The following is a 17,656-nucleotide window of genomic DNA, read 5'->3' as shown; positions in this document are numbered from 1 at the left end:
GCTAGTCTCCGATCGCGCCAATCATTTCAAGCTTGTCCATCAATCCCATCTCGTCAAATGGCTTCATCAGATATTCATTCGCCCCGGCATCAAGCGCCGCTTCGAGAAACTGATTGTCCGCCTCTGTCGTGACCATCACGATTTTCATCGTGTCGTAACCGTGATCAGCGCGGACGGCACGGACAAAATCCAAGCCACCCATGATGGGCATATTCCAGTCCACCAAAGCCAGGTCATAAGGCCCGGATCGCCTCATGCAGTCCAGCCCTTCCTGTCCGTTGATGGTGCCGGTGCACTCGATTCCCTGCTCTTCCAGCAGTGACGCGAGATAGTCGCGAATAAATCGGGAATCATCAACAATGAGCGCGCGCATGAAGATCCTCTGGGTACCGCTGATTTTTATCCTTCTACCTCGGCCAGCTGATCGGGGGCGAAGTGATCCGGATCGAGCATCACGAGAAGCGAGCCGTCGAGCTTATAGGTGCCTGCGAAAAGTGCCTTGTGGCGATCTTCAAGAGTCGAAGGATTTGCCTCGAACTTTTCTGATGAAACGGTGCTTACTTCGCCCACGGCATCTACCATCAGCCCGAAGTAGCCGTCCCAGCCCTCAAAGACCAGTACATCGGAGAGCCCGTCCTGGAGGCTCAGGCCAAGCAGTTGACGCAAGGACACCGCCGTCAATACCTCGCCGCGATAGTGGACGAGGCCCCCGATATAAGCGGGAGCGAGCGGCACCGTCTGTACCGTCTGCTTGCCCAGAATCTCGAGCACGCGCATAATCGGCACTCCAAAGAGCGCATCGCCCGCACGCACCGAACATACCTCAAGTACCCCCGACGCTGTTACTGCTGTGGTGGAGCTGTCTTTTGTTGTCATTGCCATGCCTCAGCAAACTCCTGTTCCGGAAATTGCGATGGCAGCAGTTCCATCGGCGGGAGCGCGGGCACACGCGCGAGGTTGACAACTCCGGTGACTCGCTCCTTGAGCAGTGTGACGCCGGCAGCGAACGCCTCAGTCCCCGCCTCGGCGAGTGTGCTTCCCGCGGCCACATCGAGCACCTGCGTGACGGCAATTCCGACGTGCCTTTCTCCATCGCGGCACACCACAACCGTCATCTCGCCATCGACATCTCCATTCGCCAAACCTGCCGAGTCCTCGACCGGCAGCAGCGTGCCCTCGAAGCGAAGCACTGGCCGCCCGCGCAGCCGCTCCATCTTTGAACGCGGAAGGCGCTCGATGCGGAGTACATCTGAAAGAGGAAGAGCCGCCTGTTCAACGCCGACCTCAATGAGCAGATACTCGTCCGAAGTGCCCGTGGTCAGTTCCCTGCGCTCCTCTACATCTTCAGTTTCCTCGGCCAGGCGGATGCCTGCGCGGGCCGCGATCGCTCCGGGGTCGAGGATGAGCGCCATCTCTCCATTGCCAAGAACCGTCGCACCTGAGAAGAGTGCAATCTGCTTGAGCACAGAGGACAACGGCTTCACTACTATCTCTTCAGGATCTGCAAGGCCATCGACGACCAATCCGTAGTGGCGACCATCGGCATTGAGTACGGCGATATAGGTTTCGCCGCTACGGCCGGCATGTGCAGGAGTGCCCTCGCCGTGGCCTAGCAGGCTATCGAGAAAAACCAGCGGCAGCAGTTTGCCTCGCAGCCGATAGAGCGCGGCGTTTTCGATCCACTCGATCGCCGTTGAGGCCTCATCCGCCGAAAGGTGTACAAGCTCATGCAACGCTCCCTGAGGCAACGCAAAACTCTGCTGCAGACAACCGGAGCTGCTATTGCTCTTGCACCTGACAATCAGTGCAGGAATGATCGCGAGCGTCAGCGGAATACGCAGCCGCAGCGTGGTTCCTTTGCCTGGGCGACTCTCAATCTCAACCTTGCCGCCGATTTTTTCGACATTGGTGCGAACCACATCCATGCCGACACCACGGCCTGAAACGTTTGTGATGGCTTCGGCAGTGGAGAAGCCCGGCAGGAAAATCAGCTGCATCAGTTCGCGCTCGGAGAGCTGTGCCGCCTTTTCGCGACTGATGAGCTTGCGCTCGATGGCTTTGTCACGGATGCGCTCGACGGGCATGCCGCCACCATCATCGGACACCTCGATCAGCACATGGCTGCCTTCCTGATAGGCTCGCAGGCGCAGCGTGCCCTCGGGGCTCTTTCCTGACTGCTCACGCACCTCCGGCATTTCGATGCCGTGGTCGATTGCATTACGCACCGAATGGGTCAGAGGGTCCTTGATCGCCTCGAGCAGCCCCTTATCGAGCTCCGTCTCCTGCCCTTCCATTTCGAGAACCACCCGCTTGTTGAGCATCTGCGAGAGATCCCGCACCATCCGCGGAAACTTGGCGAAGACGTGGCTCACGGGCTGCATGCGCGCCTTCATCACCGACTCGCGAAGGTCCGCAGTGACCATATCGAGACGGCGCGAGAGCAGCGCAAAGCCGGCGTCGGTAGCTGTAGCCTGGAGAATCTGGTTGCGCGTCAGCACCAACTCACCCACCAGATTCATCATGCGGTTGAGCAGGTCAATATCTACCCTGAGGGTGGAGTCCGCGGTAGCGCTCCTGGCCGCGGTTCCACCCGACGCAGAGTCCTGGGCTCCATTTGCGGGTAAATCAATTGTTGTTTCAAGCGACTGTAATACTGCGAGCGCTGCTGTTGTTTCAGCTGCCTGCGCGGGCGGCTGCTTGGCGCGACTCTTCCGGGTACTCTTCTTCCGCTTCTGGGGTGGTGATGCTTGGACTGAGGTATTGCTTGGCTCAGTCTGCTGCAGCACGACAAGCCGCTCGATCATTGCATCATCGCCGCCCCCGCCTTCGTTCCCGTCCGACTCGATTGAGTCCAGGATCGAGCGCAGCCCATCGAGCAGTGCCAGTAGTCCGCTGATGATTTCCTGCGTCGCGCGCAACCTACCATCACGCAGCAGTCCCAAAAGGTTTTCGCCTGCATGGGCCAGCTTTTCAAGGCGCACAAAGCCGAGGAAGCCGGTGGTGCCTTTAATCGTGTGAACCGACCGGAAAATATCGGCAATCAGCTCGCGGTCATCCGGGCGGTCTTCAAGCTCGGTCAGGCACCGCTCCATGCGGTCAAGGCCTTCCTGGCTTTCAATCAGAAATTCGCGTGTAAGGTCGTCCACGGATAGGTTATCGGGAAAGATGATGAGGAACTTGAGAAGGATGACCCGCGAGGCTTGCATCCTGTGTCCGCAGCCATTAGCCTCAGGGTCGATGGTTACCCTGCGATTGGCGCCGGAAATGATCGCTCGGCTGCGGTCCGCCGCCGAGGAGGCAGCGTCGCGGGCCTACGCCCCTTATTCAAATTTTCATGTGGGGGCAGCCCTGCTTTTCGACGATGGAGCCGTGATTACCGGCTGCAATGTCGAAAATGTTTCGTACGGGCTGACCAGTTGCGCCGAACGCAATGCCCTTTTCCGCGCCATTAGCGAAAGTGGCGCAGGCCGGAAGATAATGGCGGTGGCAGTGGCCAATCAAAACCACGCGCCCAGCCCACCGTGCGGGGCATGCCGTCAGGTGCTGGCGGAGTTTGCCCAGCCAGACGCCATGGTTTTCTTCCAGGATGGAGAGGGGATGACGGCGATCTCCTTCGCCGAGCTCTTTCCGCTGCGCTTTACTCTTGAAGGACGATAGGCGATGCACCCGGTCGATCTCATTCGCAAGACTCGCGACGGCGAACCACTGTCTCATGCAGAGATCGAATTTCTGGTTGAGGGAGCCGCCCGCGAAACGATTCCTGTAGAGCAGCTCGCCGCATGGTTGATGGCTGTCTTTCACCGTGGGCTTGCGCCCAATGAACTGGCTACGCTCACTGCTGCTATGCGTGATTCCGGCAGTAAATTTGATCCCTCGAGACTCGGGGGCGTCTCCGTAGACAAGCATTCCACGGGAGGCGTTGGAGATAAGACGTCATTCATGGTGGCGCCCATCGTAGCCGCTGCAGGCCTGGTTGATCCGATGATCAGTGGACGGGCCCTCGGGCATACAGGCGGCACTCTCGACAAGCTGGAGAGTATCCCCGGCTACCGGACCAGCCTTTCTCCCGAGGAGATGAAGCGCGTGCTTGCGCATTGCGGAGCCTGCATCGTCGGGCAGACCGCCAATCTGGTTCCGGCCGACCGTATCCTCTATGCACTGCGGGACCGGACGGCTACCGTCGAGAGTCCTTACCTGATTTGCGCTTCGATCATGAGTAAAAAGCTCGCTGCCGGGCTCGATGCTCTGGTGCTTGACGTGAAAACCGGCACCGGCGCTTTCCTTCAAGATCAGGAGCAGGCTCTCTTTCTGGCCGCTTTGATGGTCGATACAGGAGAGCGGGCCGGAACCCGCACCGCCGCCCTGCTGACAGACATGAATCAGCCCCTCGGCTGCTTTGCGGGTAACTGGGTGGAGATTGCAGAAGCCGTTGCAATGCTCCGCAATGAGCGCCACCCACTCAATGAAGACCTGCGCGAACTGTCGCTGACTCTGGCCGGCTGGATGCTCCACCTTGGCGGCCAAGCCGACGGCCCGGAGACGGGCTATGCGGTGGCGGAGACGCTTCTGGTTGGCGGCAAGGCGCATTCTATTTTTCTTGAAATGGTTCGCGCGCAGGGTGGCGACGTGAGAGTGTTCGATCATGTCGCCTCCTTCCACGCGCCAAAGGCAAGACGCGAATATATAGCGAATAGAGAGGGTTATCTTTCTTACGTGGACTGCACGGCCGTAGGATGGGCAGTCCAACGCCTCGGAGCAGGGCGCGAGCGAGTCGGTGAACCGGTGGATCCACACGCGGGCATCGAGATGCATGCAAAGCTCGGCAGCCATCTGGGGGCAGGTCAGCCGCTACTCACGCTCTTCGGCAGCAGCGAAGATCATATCGAGGAGGCCGTGAGTATCCTCAGCCGGGCATTCGTAATTGAAGATATGCCGCGGGCATCACAGCCGCTTATCAAACAGATCATCACAGCCGAAAACAGAATTCAATTTCTCGAAAAGCCGCTTCGCCCTTAGGATTGTCTTTTACCGGAGAAAACCTTGGGACGTTTTACTGGCGTGCTTGGACTGCTCACCATGCTTCTGCTGGCGTGGCTCTTCTCGACGAACCGCCGCGCCATACGCTGGCGTACGGTTTTTTGGGGGCTTGGGCTCCAGCTTTTGTTCGCCTTTCTTGTGCTCGATTTCAGCTGGGGACAGCGCATTCTTGCCGCCGCCGGCGCGGGTATCAACCGCCTACTGTCTTACTCCTATGTAGGATCCTCCCTCGTCTTTGGCAAGCTGGGGGAGCAGCACTCCTCCTTCGGAGCCATCTTTGCCTTTCAGGTGCTGCCCACGGTTATCTTCATTTCCGCTCTCTTCGCCGTGCTCTATTACCTGCGGATCATGCAGTTCATCATCCGCATTTTTGCCAGGCTGATGCTGATAACAATGCGGGTAAGCGGAGCGGAGTGCCTCAACGTAGCGGCGAGCATCTTCATGGGGCAGACAGAAGCGCCTCTGACCATCCGGCCATTTCTGCCAGGCGCCACCCGGTCAGAGCTGATGACTATCATGACCAGCGGGATGGCCCATGTCTCCGGCGGCATCATGGCCGCATATATTCTCTACGGCATCTCTGCGCAACACCTGCTTGCCGCGGTCATCATGACCGCGCCCGGCACGATCCTGATATCAAAGATGCTGGTGCCTGAAACCGAAGTTCCGGCCACGGAGGGCACCGTCCATATGCCCGAAGAGGCAGAGCACAGGGGAGAAAACCTCCTCGGCGCGATCGCCCGCGGGACCATCGACGGCGGCCAGCTGGCTTTCAATATCGCCATCATGCTTATCTCCTTTCTGGCGCTCATAGCGCTGCTAAACGGCATTCTTGGTGGCATACACAACATACTGGGGGCACACCACATTCCCTTTCCCGCCAAGCTCGATACGATCCTCGGGGTTCTTTTCGCGCCGATTGCGTGGCTGATCGGAATTCCGTGGCACTCGGCACGGGTTGTCGGCAACCTGCTGGGCACGCGGATGGTGGTCAACGAACTGGTTGCCTATTCCCTTCTCGGCGCGCAGAAAGCGGCTCTTGACGTGCGGTCCTTCACAATTGCAACCTTCGCCCTCTGTGGCTTTGCCAACCTCAGTTCCATCGGCATCCAGATTGGCGGCATCGGCGCGCTGGCTCCGACGCGCCGCAATGAACTCGCACGTCTTGGCCTGCGCGCCATGCTGGCGGGAACGATGGCGAACCTGATGTCGGCCTCCATAGTCGGCATCCTGATGAGATGAATACCGTCGATTGAAATTGTGCGATAAATGATTAGCAGATGAATCTCTACGAAAAGGCCAGTGCAGCAGCGGACTTCCTCCGCGAGCGAATCCCGACCATCCCGCAGATCGCAGTCGTGCTCGGCTCGGGGCTGGGCGGCTTTGCCACCCAGCTTGAGAACAGCGTGGCGATTCCGTTTGCGGAGGTACCCTATTTCCCCAAACCCACCGCGCCGGGCCATAGCGGACGCATCCTTTGCGGAAGCTGCGGCAAGACTCCCGTTGCGGTCATGCAGGGTCGGGTCCACGCCTATGAAGGCTATTCGCCTGAGGAGGTCAGCTTTCCCGTTCGGGTACTCGGACGGCTGGGCGTGAAGACGCTCATCCTCACGAATGCCGCTGGCGGCATCCGTATGGACTTGCAGCAGGGGCAGCTGGTGCTGATCTCGGACCACATCAACTTTCCTCAACTGAACCCGGTTGCCGGACCCAATGACGAAAGGCTCGGCCCCCGGTTTTTCGACATGACGGAAGCCTACTCCGGACGGCTGCGAAAGCTCGCCCAGGCGGCTGCCCAGCATGAGGGCTTTATGCTCGAGGAGGGTGTCTACCTCAACGTGCTTGGCCCCAGTTTTGAAACGCCAGCCGAAATCAGGGCCTTCCGCGGCATGGGCGCAGACCTTGTCGGTATGTCTACCGTGATGGAGACGATCGCCGCGCGCCACATGGACATTGAAGTCCTCGGCATCTCCTGCGTGACGAATATGGCTGCCGGCATCCAGGCCGAGCCCCTGAATCACGAAGAAGTTCTTGCAACTGGGCGGCAGGTGGAAGAACAACTTGGACGCCTGCTCACCCGCATCGTGCAGGCACTGCAGGAACAGCAGGGATGAGCAGACCAGTTATTCTCGGTATCGCGGGCTGCTCGGGATCTGGCAAGACAACGCTCGCACAGGAACTTGCGCGAGAGCTTGAAGGCACTCATCTTCACCTCGATCACTACTACCGCGATCTAAGCCATCTGACTTACGAACAGCGATGCCAGCAGAACTTTGACCATCCGGATGCGCTTGAGTTGCCGCTGCTCCTCAGCCATCTGCGAGAGCTCGCCGCTGGCCGCAGCGTCGAGCTGCCGCAATATGATTTCACTACCCATACCCGCAAGCCCGGAATTACAGAGCACATTTTCGAACGGCATCTACTGCTGGTGGATGGCATCTTCGCGCTGCATTACGACAATCTGCGCCCTCTCTACGACCTCAGCATTTATGTCGATACCCCGGACGAGGTCTGCTACGGACGCCGCCTGGCGCGCGATGTACGAGAACGCGGCCGCTCCCCGGAGGTAGTCGCTGCGCACTACGCTGACACGGTCCGCCCGATGGCCGAGAAATATGTGCGCCCCTCGGCTCAATATGCTGATGTCATTGCCGATGGCACCTCTTCGCTTGACTGGTCGATTGAGCAGGTGCTCTCAGCACTGCGCAAGCGCGGGCTTCTCAAGCTGCTCGAGGCTGGCATGAACAGCTATCTTGGGCACATGTAAGCGTGCATTTGGATAGCATCCTGAAAGGAGACAAGTTTAATGGTCCGCGTTGGAGTTCCCCCCGAAACCTCGCCAGAACTATTTGAGAATTTTCCTCCGGAAGTATCTGTGCACGTGCTGCCGCCGAAGCCGGAATCTCCAATCGAAATTGACTTCTGGGTTGCCTCTGTCTACGCTGCTGCAGCGAAGCAGATCGTGCCGCAACTGCGCGGGGTAAAGGTGGTGCAGTCTCTGCAGGCCGGGGTTGACTGGCTGAAGCCTCTTGTCCCAGAGGGCGCACAGCTCTGCGATGCCCAGGGGGTGCATAATGTCGCCACGGCTGAGTGGGCAGTTGCAGCGCTACTCGCTATGCTCAAGTTTCTCCCCCGGTACGTTGACCTGCAACACGAGGGAAAGTGGGCTAATCGGCCTGCAGCCAATGCGTACTACAAGTCACTCTATAAAACCGATCACGATCCATTTCCGCCAGTGCTGCTCGAGGAACTGGACCGCAAGACGGTCCTCATCGTCGGCTACGGGTCCATCGGTAAGTCCATTGAAGACCGACTTATCCCTTTTGGCTGCAACATCCAGCGGATCGCGCGGAATGCCCGGCCCGGCGTCGAACCCATCGGAAGCCTGCATGCACTGCTACCGCAAGCTGATGCGGTTGTACTCATCACTCCACTTACGGCAGAGACACGCGGCCTAATCGGTGCGAAGGAGCTTGCATTGATGAAACAAGGCGCCGTGCTGGTTAACGCTGCAAGAGGTCCCGTTGTCGACACTGGCGCACTTCTTGACGCGCTGAACAACGGACAGATTCGGGCAGCTCTCGACGTCACGGATCCCGAACCGCTGCCCGATGGACATCCGTTGTGGCATGCGCCAAATGTTCTGATCACCCCGCATGTTGCCGGCTCAAGCCCGATGTTCATGAGGCGCGCCTTTGAATTTATCGCCTCTCAGGTGCGGCGATTTGCGAACGGTGAGCCGCTCGAAAATGTGGTTCACGGAGAGTATTGACCGACCTTTCCTTTGCTAGCGCGGGGCAATAATCTCTGCGAAGTGAACTGCGCGACGCGATGAGTTCTGCGCAATCTGCTCGCGACAGCTGAAACCGTCCGTCACGATAAGAGTCTCCGCTGAGGCTGAGCGGACGGCAGGCAGCAGTACCCGCTCGGCCAGCGTCTGCGAAACCGCGAACTTTTCTTTCTCGAAACCGAAGGGGCCCGCCATGCCGCAGCAGCCGGAGTCTAACACCTCTACCTCCGCTCCTGTGGCACGGAGCAGGTCAACTTCAGCGTTCATTTTCAACACAGACTTGTGGTGGCAGTGACCATGAAGAAGGATGCGGGCGCCCTCGCGCTGAGGTGGGCGATAGTGCGGCGCGCGCTCCACAAGGAAATCGCTGAGCAACCTTGTTGATCGGCTCAGGCGTTGCGCGCGCTCGTCCGCAGGAAAGAAGTTGAGCAACTCATCGCGAAAAACGCTCGCGCAACTCGGTTCGAGGAAAATAATCGGCATGCCGCTGTCGATCTGGGGCGCCAGGGTCCGCATCACCCGCTCTAGGTAGGAGCGCGCCTGCTTGAGGAAACCAAAATCGTAGAGCGGACGCCCGCAGCAGAGGTGTTGACGCGGGGTTTCTACAGAAAAACCTGCAGAGGCCAGCACGCTATGGGCAGCGGAGAGCGCCGGCGGATGAAAATAATTGTTCCAGGTATCAGGCCATAGCAGCACGCGCTCGCCAGCGCCTGTTGTGCGACTACGTGCTATTCCCTTCTGATAACTCTTCGATGCGAAGCGCGGCAACGTGCGTGCGGGGGCGATGCCAAGGGTAGCCTTAACGAGAGACGCAGCGGGAGGCAGCCTCATGGGCAGGTTCGCAAGCGCAGGAGCGTAAGATGCCGCATGCGCCCAGCGATCCATAAAGCCGAAGGCGTAGTCACGCAGACGGTGACCATGCCGCTCGTGATAATGCGCAAGAAACTCCGCTTTGTAAGTGGCCATGTCGACATTTACAGGGCATTCACTCTTACATGCTTTGCAGGAGAGGCAAAGGTCGAGAGCCTCATGCACATGCTCGTCCTGCCATTCGTCTTTGAGCACGCCGCCTTCGAGCATCTCCCATAGCAGGTGCGCACGGCCGCGCGTGGAGTGCTGCTCCTCCTGCGTAGCCATGTAGCTTGGGCACATGGTGCCGCTGCCGGCCTTTCTACATGCTCCGACGCCGACGCAGCGCAGGGTCGCCTCGGCGAACGACCCATGGTCCCCAGAAAAGCTGAAATAGGTATCTGTCTTGCGTGCATGGTAGCCGGCGCCCAGGCGAAGATTCTCCTCTGGCTGGTACACCTCGATCGGGTCAATGAGTTTACCGGGGTTCATGCGATTGAGCGGGTCCCACACGGCCTTAAACTCACGGAAGGCCTGCATCAGCTCAGAGCCAAACATCTTGGGCAGCAGAGCCGCCCGGGCCTGGCCGTCGCCATGCTCGCCCGACAAGGAGCCGCCATAGGCGAGCACGATGTCAGCCGCATGATCGATGAAGTCCCGATACTTCCGGATACCCTCCTCGCTCTCCAGATCGAAGTTGATGCGCATGTGCACGCATCCCTGCCCGAAATGTCCGTACATGGGGCTGCGATAGTTGTAATCGCGCATGAGCTCCGCCAGATCGCGCAGATAACTTCCCAATCGCGCGGGTGGCACGGCAGCATCTTCCCAGCCCTCCCAGCCGTGCGGTTCGCCAGGTACAAAAACGGTCGCCCCGAGAGCTGATTCGCGGACCTTCCAGACCCGCGCAGCATCGGCCGGAGAGTAGAGCTGCGCATGCGGTTGAGGCGCAAGAGACTGTGACGCCAGGACAAACTCCGCAGCCTGCAAGTCGGCCTCCTCCGCGGACCACGCCCCGAACTCGACCAGCAGGTGTCCCCGGCCTTCAGGCAGGAGCTTCACGTCTTCGACTGCAAGCTGCTTACGCAGCATGAAGTCGACCAGCATCCCGTCAAAACCCTCAAGCCCTATGGGCTTATATTCCAGCACGAACGGGACATGGTCTGCTGCGAGAAATGGATCAGCAAACCCAAGCGCGACCAGCCGGCGGTAGGGTGGACTTGGCTTGAGGTCAAGCTGTGCGCCCACAATCGTGACGCACGTTCCTTCGCTGCCGACGAGAGAGCGTGCAACATGGAAGCCGTGCTCCGGCAGCAGTTCGTCCAGGTTATAGCCGGAGACACGCCGTGGAATTCGCGGAAAGCGCTGGCGGACGAGATCTGCATAACGGTCTCGTATATTCAACAGCGATTGATAGATTTGCCCACGGCGTCCGCCCGATGCAACGATGGCGCGCAACTCTTCATCACTCGTGGCACCGACGGTCATTCGAGTTCCGTCGTAGAGCACTACATCCAGCGCACGGATATTTGAGACAGTCTTGCCACCCATCAGCGCATGCACGCCGCAGGAGTTGTTGCCTATCATGCCGCCGATGGTGCAGCGGCTATGAGTAGCGGGATCAGGTGCAAAGGTGAGCCGATGTAGTTCGGCGGCCTCTCGGACACGGTCAAGCACAATGCCTGGCTCAACCTGCGCTACACGCGCATCTGGATCGAGAGACTGAATCGATCGCATGTATTTTGAAAAGTCGAGCACCACCGCGACGTTGCAGCACTGACCAGCAAGGCTTGTGCCGCCGCCACGAGCGAGCACAGGCGCCCCCACTGAGCGGCAGGCGCGGAGCGCAGCTTCAACATCCGCTGCATCGCGCGGCACAACCACAGCAATCGGCACCTGCCGGTAATTGGAAGCATCGGTCGAGTACAGAGCGCGCGAACCGGCATCGAAGCGCACCTCGCCGCGCATCTCAGCGCGCAAGACACGTTCGAGCTCCTCGACGGCTCCAAAACGTTCATGAGAATGAGGATGATTATTGAGAACCGGAAGCAAGGAAGAAGCGCCCACGGCTGTCATGGTAGCAGTTCAGCAACTGGCATTGCGCGCTGAATCTCGGGTGTCCCTTGAACTAGGCCGCGATGAGCGCTACAGCCGCCAGCGCCAGTCCCATGCCCACAGTTTGCCGCCGCGTGGTGCGCTCTCGCAACAGGAGCGCCGCGAGGAGAATGGTGCCCGCAGGATAAAGTGAAGCCAACACGGCCGCGATATCGAGCCGCCCCATTAGAGAGGCGAACGTATAGCAGACGTTCCCGCCAGTATCGAAGATGCCGGCAACAACGGCGAGTGCAACAACAGCTGCCAATCCCCTGCTGCTACCCCTAACTGCCCGTTTAGCAAAGGGTAAGGCCGCGCCGGCTACAAGCGCCCCCGCAATACGCGACCACGTCATGGCCCAGACGACCCCGCCTCGTCCGGCAATATGCAGCAAGGTCAGTTGAATTCCGAAGCCTATGCCGGCGAGCACGGCCAACCCCAGGCCCCGCGGATGCGGTTTGCCTCCTGGAGTGACTGCAATCAGCCATATAGCGACGACAGCGAGCGCAAAGCCAGACATCTGCCCCAGCGTGGGCCGCCCCTCCTGAACCATGGAAACCAGTACGGGAAGAACAGCCGTCAGCACCCCAGCCACGGCTGCCGGGAGGCCCATCGTGTCAAGCGCCAGCGCCTCATAGAAACAGAGCAGCGCAAGACCGTTGGCAGCCCCACTCAACAGGGCTATAGAGGCCAGGTGTTCTGACGGCAGAGGAATATGCCAGAGAAAAACTGCGAGCAGCAGGAGAAAGATACTCGAGCCATGAGCCAACAGCACAACCAGCGAAGGGCCTGCACGACGAGCCGCCAGCCCCCCGGCGAAGTCGGCTGCTCCCCAGATGGCCGCTGCTGCAAGCCCAAGGCCTGCAGCATGCGCGGCTCCTGCGGTCATCAAGCTACGATCGTCACTGCTCGATATCGGCGGACGACGGATAGTATCCGTCGCGGGCCTGTACATCGAGGCCGGTAATTCCCTCAACCCGAACATCGATTGTGTGGAATTTGCTGCTCATGATCGGCGCGTGGCTTATGTAGCCAAGGGTGTACTGAGTACGAACAGATTGAGTGATTTTTGCAAAGCTGCGCTGGATGCCATTTTCAGAAAACTCGGAATCGAGTACACCTCCCGTGGCAAACGCATACTTCGGCAGGATGTTATCGCGCATCGTCGGAATAAGCGGTAGATGCATCTTGTCCAGATACCCCATTCCCCACATCGCCGATTCCCCTACCAGAGTGCCGTAGAGGGAGATGTTGTTGGTCAGCATGTAGCGAACAACTTCCTTATAGGTGGCCTTGCTGCCGGCCTCCTTGCCGTCGCTGATGACGTAGAGAATGCGCCGACGGCCTTTGGGCTGGCTAGCCAGGGCCTTGGCAGCGGCCAGGATCGCATCGTTGAGGGGATGATTCTCCTTCGGAATCTTGATAAAGCCCACACTGCCCCGCTGGGGGGCCATATTAGGGTCAACCTGCTTATTGTTGATCATCGGCCCGTTATCAAGCGGGCCTCCGAGGGCAGGTACGCCCATGTCGCGACCCGGGCGCTTTGCGCTCTGAAAAGCAGCCACGAGTCGGTTTCCCTCGGCGGCGGTGAAGGTCGTGACCTCGGTTGGGGAGGTGTTGTACGTAAAGATGGCGACCGAATCCGCCGGTGAAAACGCTCCTGGAACCGCGGCGAGGCTTTCATTCACTTTGTGCATCACGTCGGCTGGAACGCTGGCATCGATAACAAACGCGACGGAGAGCGGGAAGGGATCAACGGTAAAGAAGGAGATGCGCTGCGGCTGGCCATCCTCGTAGACGCGGAACTGTCTCCAGGTAAGACCCGGGACCAGATTCCCCTTCTTATCCCGGACCGTGACGGGCACAAGGATTTCGTTTACCGGAACGTGAATGGTGTAGCTCGGGCCCTGTCCGGCGACCGGAAGTTCGGGCGCCGTCTGCTGTACTGGCGCTTGTTCAGGAGGGGGAGCGGGCTGCTGGTCAGCCTGAGACTGCGGAGAATCAGGGGTCGCATCTTTCGCGGTACCTTCGCCCGGAGTGACACTATTCTTCAAGTTCGACAAATTCGCAGGCGAAGAAGCAGCCGGCTGCGGAGCCGGTGCATCCGGAATACTCTGCTGCTGTTGCTGCAGCCCACCCATTAAGAACAATGCCAGTGTGGCTGCTAAAGCGCCTTGCATCACGAAACGACCCCCAGAAACACTTACCGCAATCGCTCAGTCCGAACGGAGCGGAATTATTTGCACTCGTTGGATGCGTCCTACCAGTCATCTGGAATGCCTGAAAGGGAGCATCGCCTGAAACGATTGCCAAGCAGTTAGACTAACAGATGACCCATGCGTCATCCCTGCGGGTTGTGATGCAGGTAGACTGACCTTTAATGCTGATCTTCGTCTAACGCACCGTATGCGACCATTTTGTGTCCCGGCCCTGCTGGCCACTGCCCTCTGCTCGATAGCCCTCTGCAGCCCTGCGCAGCTCTGGGCGCAGGAAGCGCCATCGCCGGACGCTCCGCCGGTCAGCACTGCGCCGGACACCAGTAATCTGGATCAACAGCCGCCCACGACAACACTTAAAGTCAACGTGAACCTTGTCAGCCTGTTTTTCACGGCCCGGGACAAACGGGGAGCACTGATCCCTAACCTGACCCAGAATGAGTGCCAGGTTTTCGAAGATAAGCAACTCCAGAAGGTCAAGAACTTCTCTCCTGAAACCGATCTGCCGTTGACTCTAGGGATAATGCTCGACACCAGCGGCAGTCAGCAAAATGTCCTGCAGATGGAGCAGCAGACCGGCGACTCCTTCGTAAAGCGCATTCTGCGAGACAAGGATCAAGCCTTCCTGATCTCGTTTGATGTACAGGTGAGCCTGCTGCAGGACTTCACGAGCAACCCGCGGCTTATCGCCAAAGCGATGGACCAGGCGGAGATCAATACCGCTGGGGGCAATGGGTCCGCCGGCATTCCCGGCATCGGGCAAGGCCCCATGCCGACGCAGGGGGCACCGAAAGGAACCCTGCTCTACGATGCGGTTTACCAGGTGTCGAATGATAAGCTCCGGAGCGAGACAGGCCGCAAAGCACTCATCATCCTCACCGACGGCGAGGATGAGGGCAGCCGCGAAAAGCTTGCCGATGCCGTTGAGGCTGCGCAGAAGGCCAACGCTATCATTTATGTTCTGCTCATCGCTGATCGCGGCTTCTATAGCGGTGGCGGAATGATCAACCTCGGAGGATTCACCGGCGATTCGGCAATGCGCAAGATGGCTGAAGATACCGGAGGCAGGATGATCGACGTCGGCAATAACGGCAAAAAGATGGAAGCAGCCTTCGCCCAGATCGAGGAGGAACTGCGCACGCAATACCTTGCCAGCTATACGCCGACGAATACCAGGCTCGACGGCAGCTACCGCAAGGTGGATGTTTTCTGTAAGCACAACAACGAAAATCTCAAGATTCAGGCTCGCAAAGGCTACTATGCGATAGCCCCGGACGATAGCGGGCAATAGAGACCTCTGCGCGACGTTATAAACATTGATTTTGCATCCCGCCCTCGGGATGTTAACCTGTCGGGCAACACGAGGCCGTAACCGCTCTCTAAGTAGAGGAGGAACGTGTCCCAATGAACCCGACCCCTGTTTCCCTGCCGTACAGCGCAACGGCCAGCTTATTTGCCAGCGTCCGGCGGCAGTCGGAAACTTTGTGCTCTCCCCTTACCCCTGAAGACATGATGGTGCAGTCGTGCCCCGAGGCGAGCCCTGCCAAGTGGCATCTGGCGCACACCGCATGGTTTTTTGAAACATTTGTGTTGCGCGAGTTTTTGCACGGCTACCGCCCCCTCAATGAGGACTACCTCTGGCTCTTCAACAGCTACTACAACGCAATTTCAGCACAGCCGGAGAAGAAGCTGCGTGCCTGCTTTTCCCGCCCTTCGCTCGCCGAAGTGCTCCGCTATCGCAGCCATGTGGATTCCGCCATCCTGGAACTATTGGAAATGGGCGCTCCGGAAGAGGCTGAGAGACGCATCGTTCTCGGCCTGAACCATGAGCAACAGCACCAGGAACTGCTGCTGACTGACATCAAGCATTCCTTCTGGATGAATCCGTTAAAGCCTGTGTACAAGCTTGAAGGGCCCGCGATCACAGGACGCGGCGCGCCAGTGCGGGAATTCCTTGTCTATGAGAGCGGGGTGTACGCAACAGGCCACAGCGGTGAAGGCTTCGCGTTCGACAACGAACTCCCGAGGCATAGGGTCTGGCTGGACAGCTTTGCAATTGCTTCGCAGCCTGTCACCTGCGCCGAGTACCTGGAATTCATGCAGGACGGGGGATACGAACAGCCGGAACTGTGGCTGGCCGAGGGCTGGACCGCGGTCCAGGAAGAAAAGTGGCGCGCGCCTCTTTATTGGTTTCAAGAGGACGGCGAGTGGCAGCTCTTCACCCTGCGCGGAACGTTTTCTGTGAGCGACCTTGGGAACTCCCCCGTCTGTCATCTCAGCGGTTATGAAGCGGAAGCCTTTGCGCGATGGGCCGGCAAGCGCCTGCCGACAGAAGCTGAATGGGAAACTGCAGCGGCGACCCAGCCCACCCATGGCAACCTCCTGGAATCGGGCGCTCTTCATCCAGTTGCCAATGCGGGCACCTTCTTTGGCAACACATGGGAATGGACGGCAAGCGCCTATCTCGGATATCCCGGCTATCGCGCACTGCCCGGGGCGCTCGGCGAGTACAACGGCAAATTCATGTCCAACCAGACGGTTCTACGCGGCGGCTCCTGTGTAACGCCCGCCAGCCATATTCGCCCAACCTATCGAAACTTTTTCCCCTCACGGACGCGCTGGCAGTTCTCAGGCCTGCGCCTGTGCCTAACGCAAGAATGACCCCTGGAGTTGTTGCTTATGCATGTTGCCTCAGCACGATCTTCGCTGAATACCGCCATTCAGACGCCGCTCGGCGAAGAGGTCTATCGCGGCCTCACCGGACATCCGAAATCCCTCTGCCCCTGGCTCTTCTATGACGAGAAGGGTTCGGCGCTATTTGAACAGATCACGGCATTGCCGGAGTATTATGTGACGCGCACCGAACGCGCGATTCTAGCCGACTACGCTGATGAAATTATCTCTACTGCCGCCGACCGCAGGCTCACCCTTGTCGAACTGGGAGCAGGAACAGCTACCAAAACCGGGCTGCTTCTCGAGGCTGCCTTGCGGCACCAGCAGAGGGTAACCTACCACCCCATCGATGTCTCAGAGAGCGCCCTCAATGAGGCGAAACTGCGCATTGAGACCAGACTACCGGGCGTTACCGTCAAGCCGCGCGTCGCCGACTACACGGAAGGACTGGGAGCAATCGATGCAGCTGGACAGCGCCGCCTCGTGCTCTTCATCGGATCGAGCATCGGCAACTTCGAGCCGACAGATGCTGTTCAGTTGCTGCGAGGCCTGCGTCAACAGCTGCATGCAGGAGACCGGCTCCTGCTTGGGGTTGACAGGATCAAGGAGCGCAAGCTGCTGCTCGCCGCCTATGACGATAAGGCTGGCGTCACAGCCGCTTTCAACCTGAACGTGCTCGAGCGGCTGAACCGTGAGCTGGGTGCGAATTTTAATCTGCGCCTCTTCCGCCACTGCGCGCGGTGGAGTGAGGAACATTCTCGCATTGAGATGCACCTCGAGAGCCTGGTTTCTCAACAGATCTTTATCCCCGCGCTGGAGCTTGAAGTGAAGCTCAACCGAGGAGAAACGATCCATACGGAGAACAGCTACAAATTCACACCCGAGGGGCTTTCCTCTCTGCTGGAGCGTTCGGGATTCAAACCGTCGCGCCAATGGACGGATGAGCGCAATTGGTTCAGCGTATTCCTGGCTACAGCCTGGTGATCTATGGAGCTGA

General features: G+C 59.0%; 15 protein-coding genes. 9 read left to right on the top strand and 6 right to left on the bottom strand.

The genetic code is table 11. The features are described 5' to 3' along the window. Position 1: 1 nt before the first annotated feature. From C7378_RS15625 to C7378_RS15615, 3 genes are read right to left on the bottom strand one after another with little or no spacing between them, the layout of a single operon-like run. Positions 2-373, bottom strand: a complete 372-nt coding sequence (locus C7378_RS15625) for a response regulator (protein ID WP_131998827.1) — start codon at positions 371-373, stop codon at positions 2-4. A 26-nt stretch (positions 374-399) separates the two neighbouring features. After that, positions 400-882, bottom strand: coding sequence for a chemotaxis protein CheW (locus C7378_RS15620; RefSeq protein WP_131998825.1), 483 nt, complete (start codon positions 880-882; stop codon positions 400-402). Further along, the gene (locus C7378_RS15615) at positions 873-3,206 is read right to left on the bottom strand and encodes a chemotaxis protein CheW (protein ID WP_131998823.1); all 2,334 of its coding nucleotides are present in this window, start codon (positions 3,204-3,206) and stop codon (positions 873-875) included. The genes C7378_RS15620 and C7378_RS15615 overlap by 10 nt, the downstream gene beginning before the upstream one ends. Positions 3,207-3,237: 31 nt before the next feature. Here C7378_RS15615 and C7378_RS15610 point away from each other — a divergent pair, with 31 nt between their 5' ends. Genes C7378_RS15610 through C7378_RS15585 form a run of 6 tightly spaced genes read left to right on the top strand, consistent with a single transcriptional unit; the run spans position 3,238 to position 8,809 of the window. Further along, complete coding sequence (locus C7378_RS15610; protein WP_131998821.1) at positions 3,238-3,657, top strand: cytidine deaminase; 420 nt, start codon at positions 3,238-3,240, stop codon at positions 3,655-3,657. Between the two features lie 3 nt (positions 3,658-3,660). Continuing rightward, the gene (locus C7378_RS15605; protein ID WP_131998819.1) at positions 3,661-5,016 is read left to right on the top strand and encodes a thymidine phosphorylase; all 1,356 of its coding nucleotides are present in this window, start codon (positions 3,661-3,663) and stop codon (positions 5,014-5,016) included. A 24-nt stretch (positions 5,017-5,040) separates the two neighbouring features. After that, complete coding sequence (locus C7378_RS15600; RefSeq protein ID WP_131998817.1) at positions 5,041-6,279, top strand: NupC/NupG family nucleoside CNT transporter; 1,239 nt, start codon at positions 5,041-5,043, stop codon at positions 6,277-6,279. A 38-nt stretch (positions 6,280-6,317) separates the two neighbouring features. After that, the gene (locus tag C7378_RS15595) at positions 6,318-7,151 is read left to right on the top strand and encodes a purine-nucleoside phosphorylase (RefSeq protein WP_131998815.1); all 834 of its coding nucleotides are present in this window, start codon (positions 6,318-6,320) and stop codon (positions 7,149-7,151) included. Beyond that, positions 7,148-7,804, top strand: coding sequence for a uridine kinase (gene udk / locus C7378_RS15590; protein WP_131998813.1), 657 nt, complete (start codon positions 7,148-7,150; stop codon positions 7,802-7,804). The genes C7378_RS15595 and udk overlap by 4 nt, the downstream gene beginning before the upstream one ends. Positions 7,805-7,843: 39 nt before the next feature. Further along, positions 7,844-8,809 (top strand): 2-hydroxyacid dehydrogenase, encoded by a 966-nt coding sequence (locus tag C7378_RS15585; protein WP_131998811.1) that lies wholly within the window; start codon positions 7,844-7,846, stop codon positions 8,807-8,809. 15 nt (positions 8,810-8,824) lie between these two features. On the opposite strand, the gene C7378_RS15580 is transcribed toward C7378_RS15585, so the two are convergent. Genes C7378_RS15580 through C7378_RS15570 form a run of 3 tightly spaced genes read right to left on the bottom strand, consistent with a single transcriptional unit; the run spans position 8,825 to position 13,911 of the window. Beyond that, positions 8,825-11,752 (bottom strand): FAD-binding and (Fe-S)-binding domain-containing protein, encoded by a 2,928-nt coding sequence (locus tag C7378_RS15580; protein WP_131998809.1) that lies wholly within the window; start codon positions 11,750-11,752, stop codon positions 8,825-8,827. A 52-nt stretch (positions 11,753-11,804) separates the two neighbouring features. After that, complete coding sequence (locus C7378_RS15575) at positions 11,805-12,659, bottom strand: EamA family transporter (RefSeq protein ID WP_165876845.1); 855 nt, start codon at positions 12,657-12,659, stop codon at positions 11,805-11,807. A gap of 13 nt (positions 12,660-12,672) precedes the next feature. Next, positions 12,673-13,911 carry a VWA domain-containing protein gene (locus C7378_RS15570; RefSeq protein ID WP_243648311.1) on the bottom strand — a complete coding sequence of 413 codons (1,239 nt, stop codon included), beginning with the start codon at positions 13,909-13,911 and terminating at the stop codon, positions 12,673-12,675. Between the two features lie 265 nt (positions 13,912-14,176). On the opposite strand from C7378_RS15570, the gene C7378_RS15565 reads away from it, so the two are divergent. The 3 genes from C7378_RS15565 (at position 14,177) to egtD (ending at position 17,643) form a co-directional block, all read left to right on the top strand. Next, positions 14,177-15,277 carry a VWA domain-containing protein gene (locus tag C7378_RS15565; protein ID WP_131998805.1) on the top strand — a complete coding sequence of 367 codons (1,101 nt, stop codon included), beginning with the start codon at positions 14,177-14,179 and terminating at the stop codon, positions 15,275-15,277. A 113-nt stretch (positions 15,278-15,390) separates the two neighbouring features. Continuing rightward, positions 15,391-16,647: an ergothioneine biosynthesis protein EgtB gene (egtB, locus tag C7378_RS15560; protein WP_131998803.1), complete on the top strand. Its 1,257-nt coding sequence runs from the start codon at positions 15,391-15,393 to the stop codon at positions 16,645-16,647. Positions 16,648-16,665: 18 nt separating this feature from the next. Next, positions 16,666-17,643 carry an L-histidine N(alpha)-methyltransferase gene (gene egtD / locus C7378_RS15555; RefSeq protein ID WP_131998801.1) on the top strand — a complete coding sequence of 326 codons (978 nt, stop codon included), beginning with the start codon at positions 16,666-16,668 and terminating at the stop codon, positions 17,641-17,643. The last annotated feature ends 13 nt before the right edge of the window (positions 17,644-17,656 follow it).

The sequence above is a fragment of the Acidipila rosea genome (assembly GCF_004339725.1).
Lineage (GTDB): Bacteria > Acidobacteriota > Terriglobia > Terriglobales > Acidobacteriaceae > Acidipila > Acidipila rosea.
This window is presented reverse-complemented; position numbering and strand designations above follow the sequence as displayed.

Excerpts from the sequence above, each read along its gene's own strand:
- C7378_RS15605 (WP_131998819.1), top strand. The coding sequence starts at position 3,661 with ATGCACCCGGTCGATCTCATTCGCAAGACTCGCGACGGCGAACCACTG.
- C7378_RS15580 (WP_131998809.1), bottom strand. The coding sequence starts at position 11,752 with ATGACAGCCGTGGGCGCTTCTTCCTTGCTTCCGGTTCTCAATAATCAT.
- C7378_RS15610 (WP_131998821.1), top strand. The coding sequence starts at position 3,238 with ATGGTTACCCTGCGATTGGCGCCGGAAATGATCGCTCGGCTGCGGTCC.
- C7378_RS15625 (WP_131998827.1), bottom strand. The coding sequence starts at position 373 with ATGCGCGCGCTCATTGTTGATGATTCCCGATTTATTCGCGACTATCTC.
- C7378_RS15615 (WP_131998823.1), bottom strand. The coding sequence starts at position 3,206 with ATGCAAGCCTCGCGGGTCATCCTTCTCAAGTTCCTCATCATCTTTCCC.
- C7378_RS15565 (WP_131998805.1), top strand. The coding sequence starts at position 14,177 with ATGCGACCATTTTGTGTCCCGGCCCTGCTGGCCACTGCCCTCTGCTCG.
- C7378_RS15585 (WP_131998811.1), top strand. The coding sequence starts at position 7,844 with ATGGTCCGCGTTGGAGTTCCCCCCGAAACCTCGCCAGAACTATTTGAG.
- egtB (WP_131998803.1), top strand. The coding sequence starts at position 15,391 with ATGAACCCGACCCCTGTTTCCCTGCCGTACAGCGCAACGGCCAGCTTA.
- udk (WP_131998813.1), top strand. The coding sequence starts at position 7,148 with ATGAGCAGACCAGTTATTCTCGGTATCGCGGGCTGCTCGGGATCTGGC.
- egtD (WP_131998801.1), top strand. The coding sequence starts at position 16,666 with ATGCATGTTGCCTCAGCACGATCTTCGCTGAATACCGCCATTCAGACG.
- C7378_RS15575 (WP_165876845.1), bottom strand. The coding sequence starts at position 12,659 with ATGACCGCAGGAGCCGCGCATGCTGCAGGCCTTGGGCTTGCAGCAGCG.
- C7378_RS15620 (WP_131998825.1), bottom strand. The coding sequence starts at position 882 with ATGGCAATGACAACAAAAGACAGCTCCACCACAGCAGTAACAGCGTCG.
- C7378_RS15595 (WP_131998815.1), top strand. The coding sequence starts at position 6,318 with ATGAATCTCTACGAAAAGGCCAGTGCAGCAGCGGACTTCCTCCGCGAG.
- C7378_RS15570 (WP_243648311.1), bottom strand. The coding sequence starts at position 13,911 with ATGGGTGGGCTGCAGCAACAGCAGCAGAGTATTCCGGATGCACCGGCT.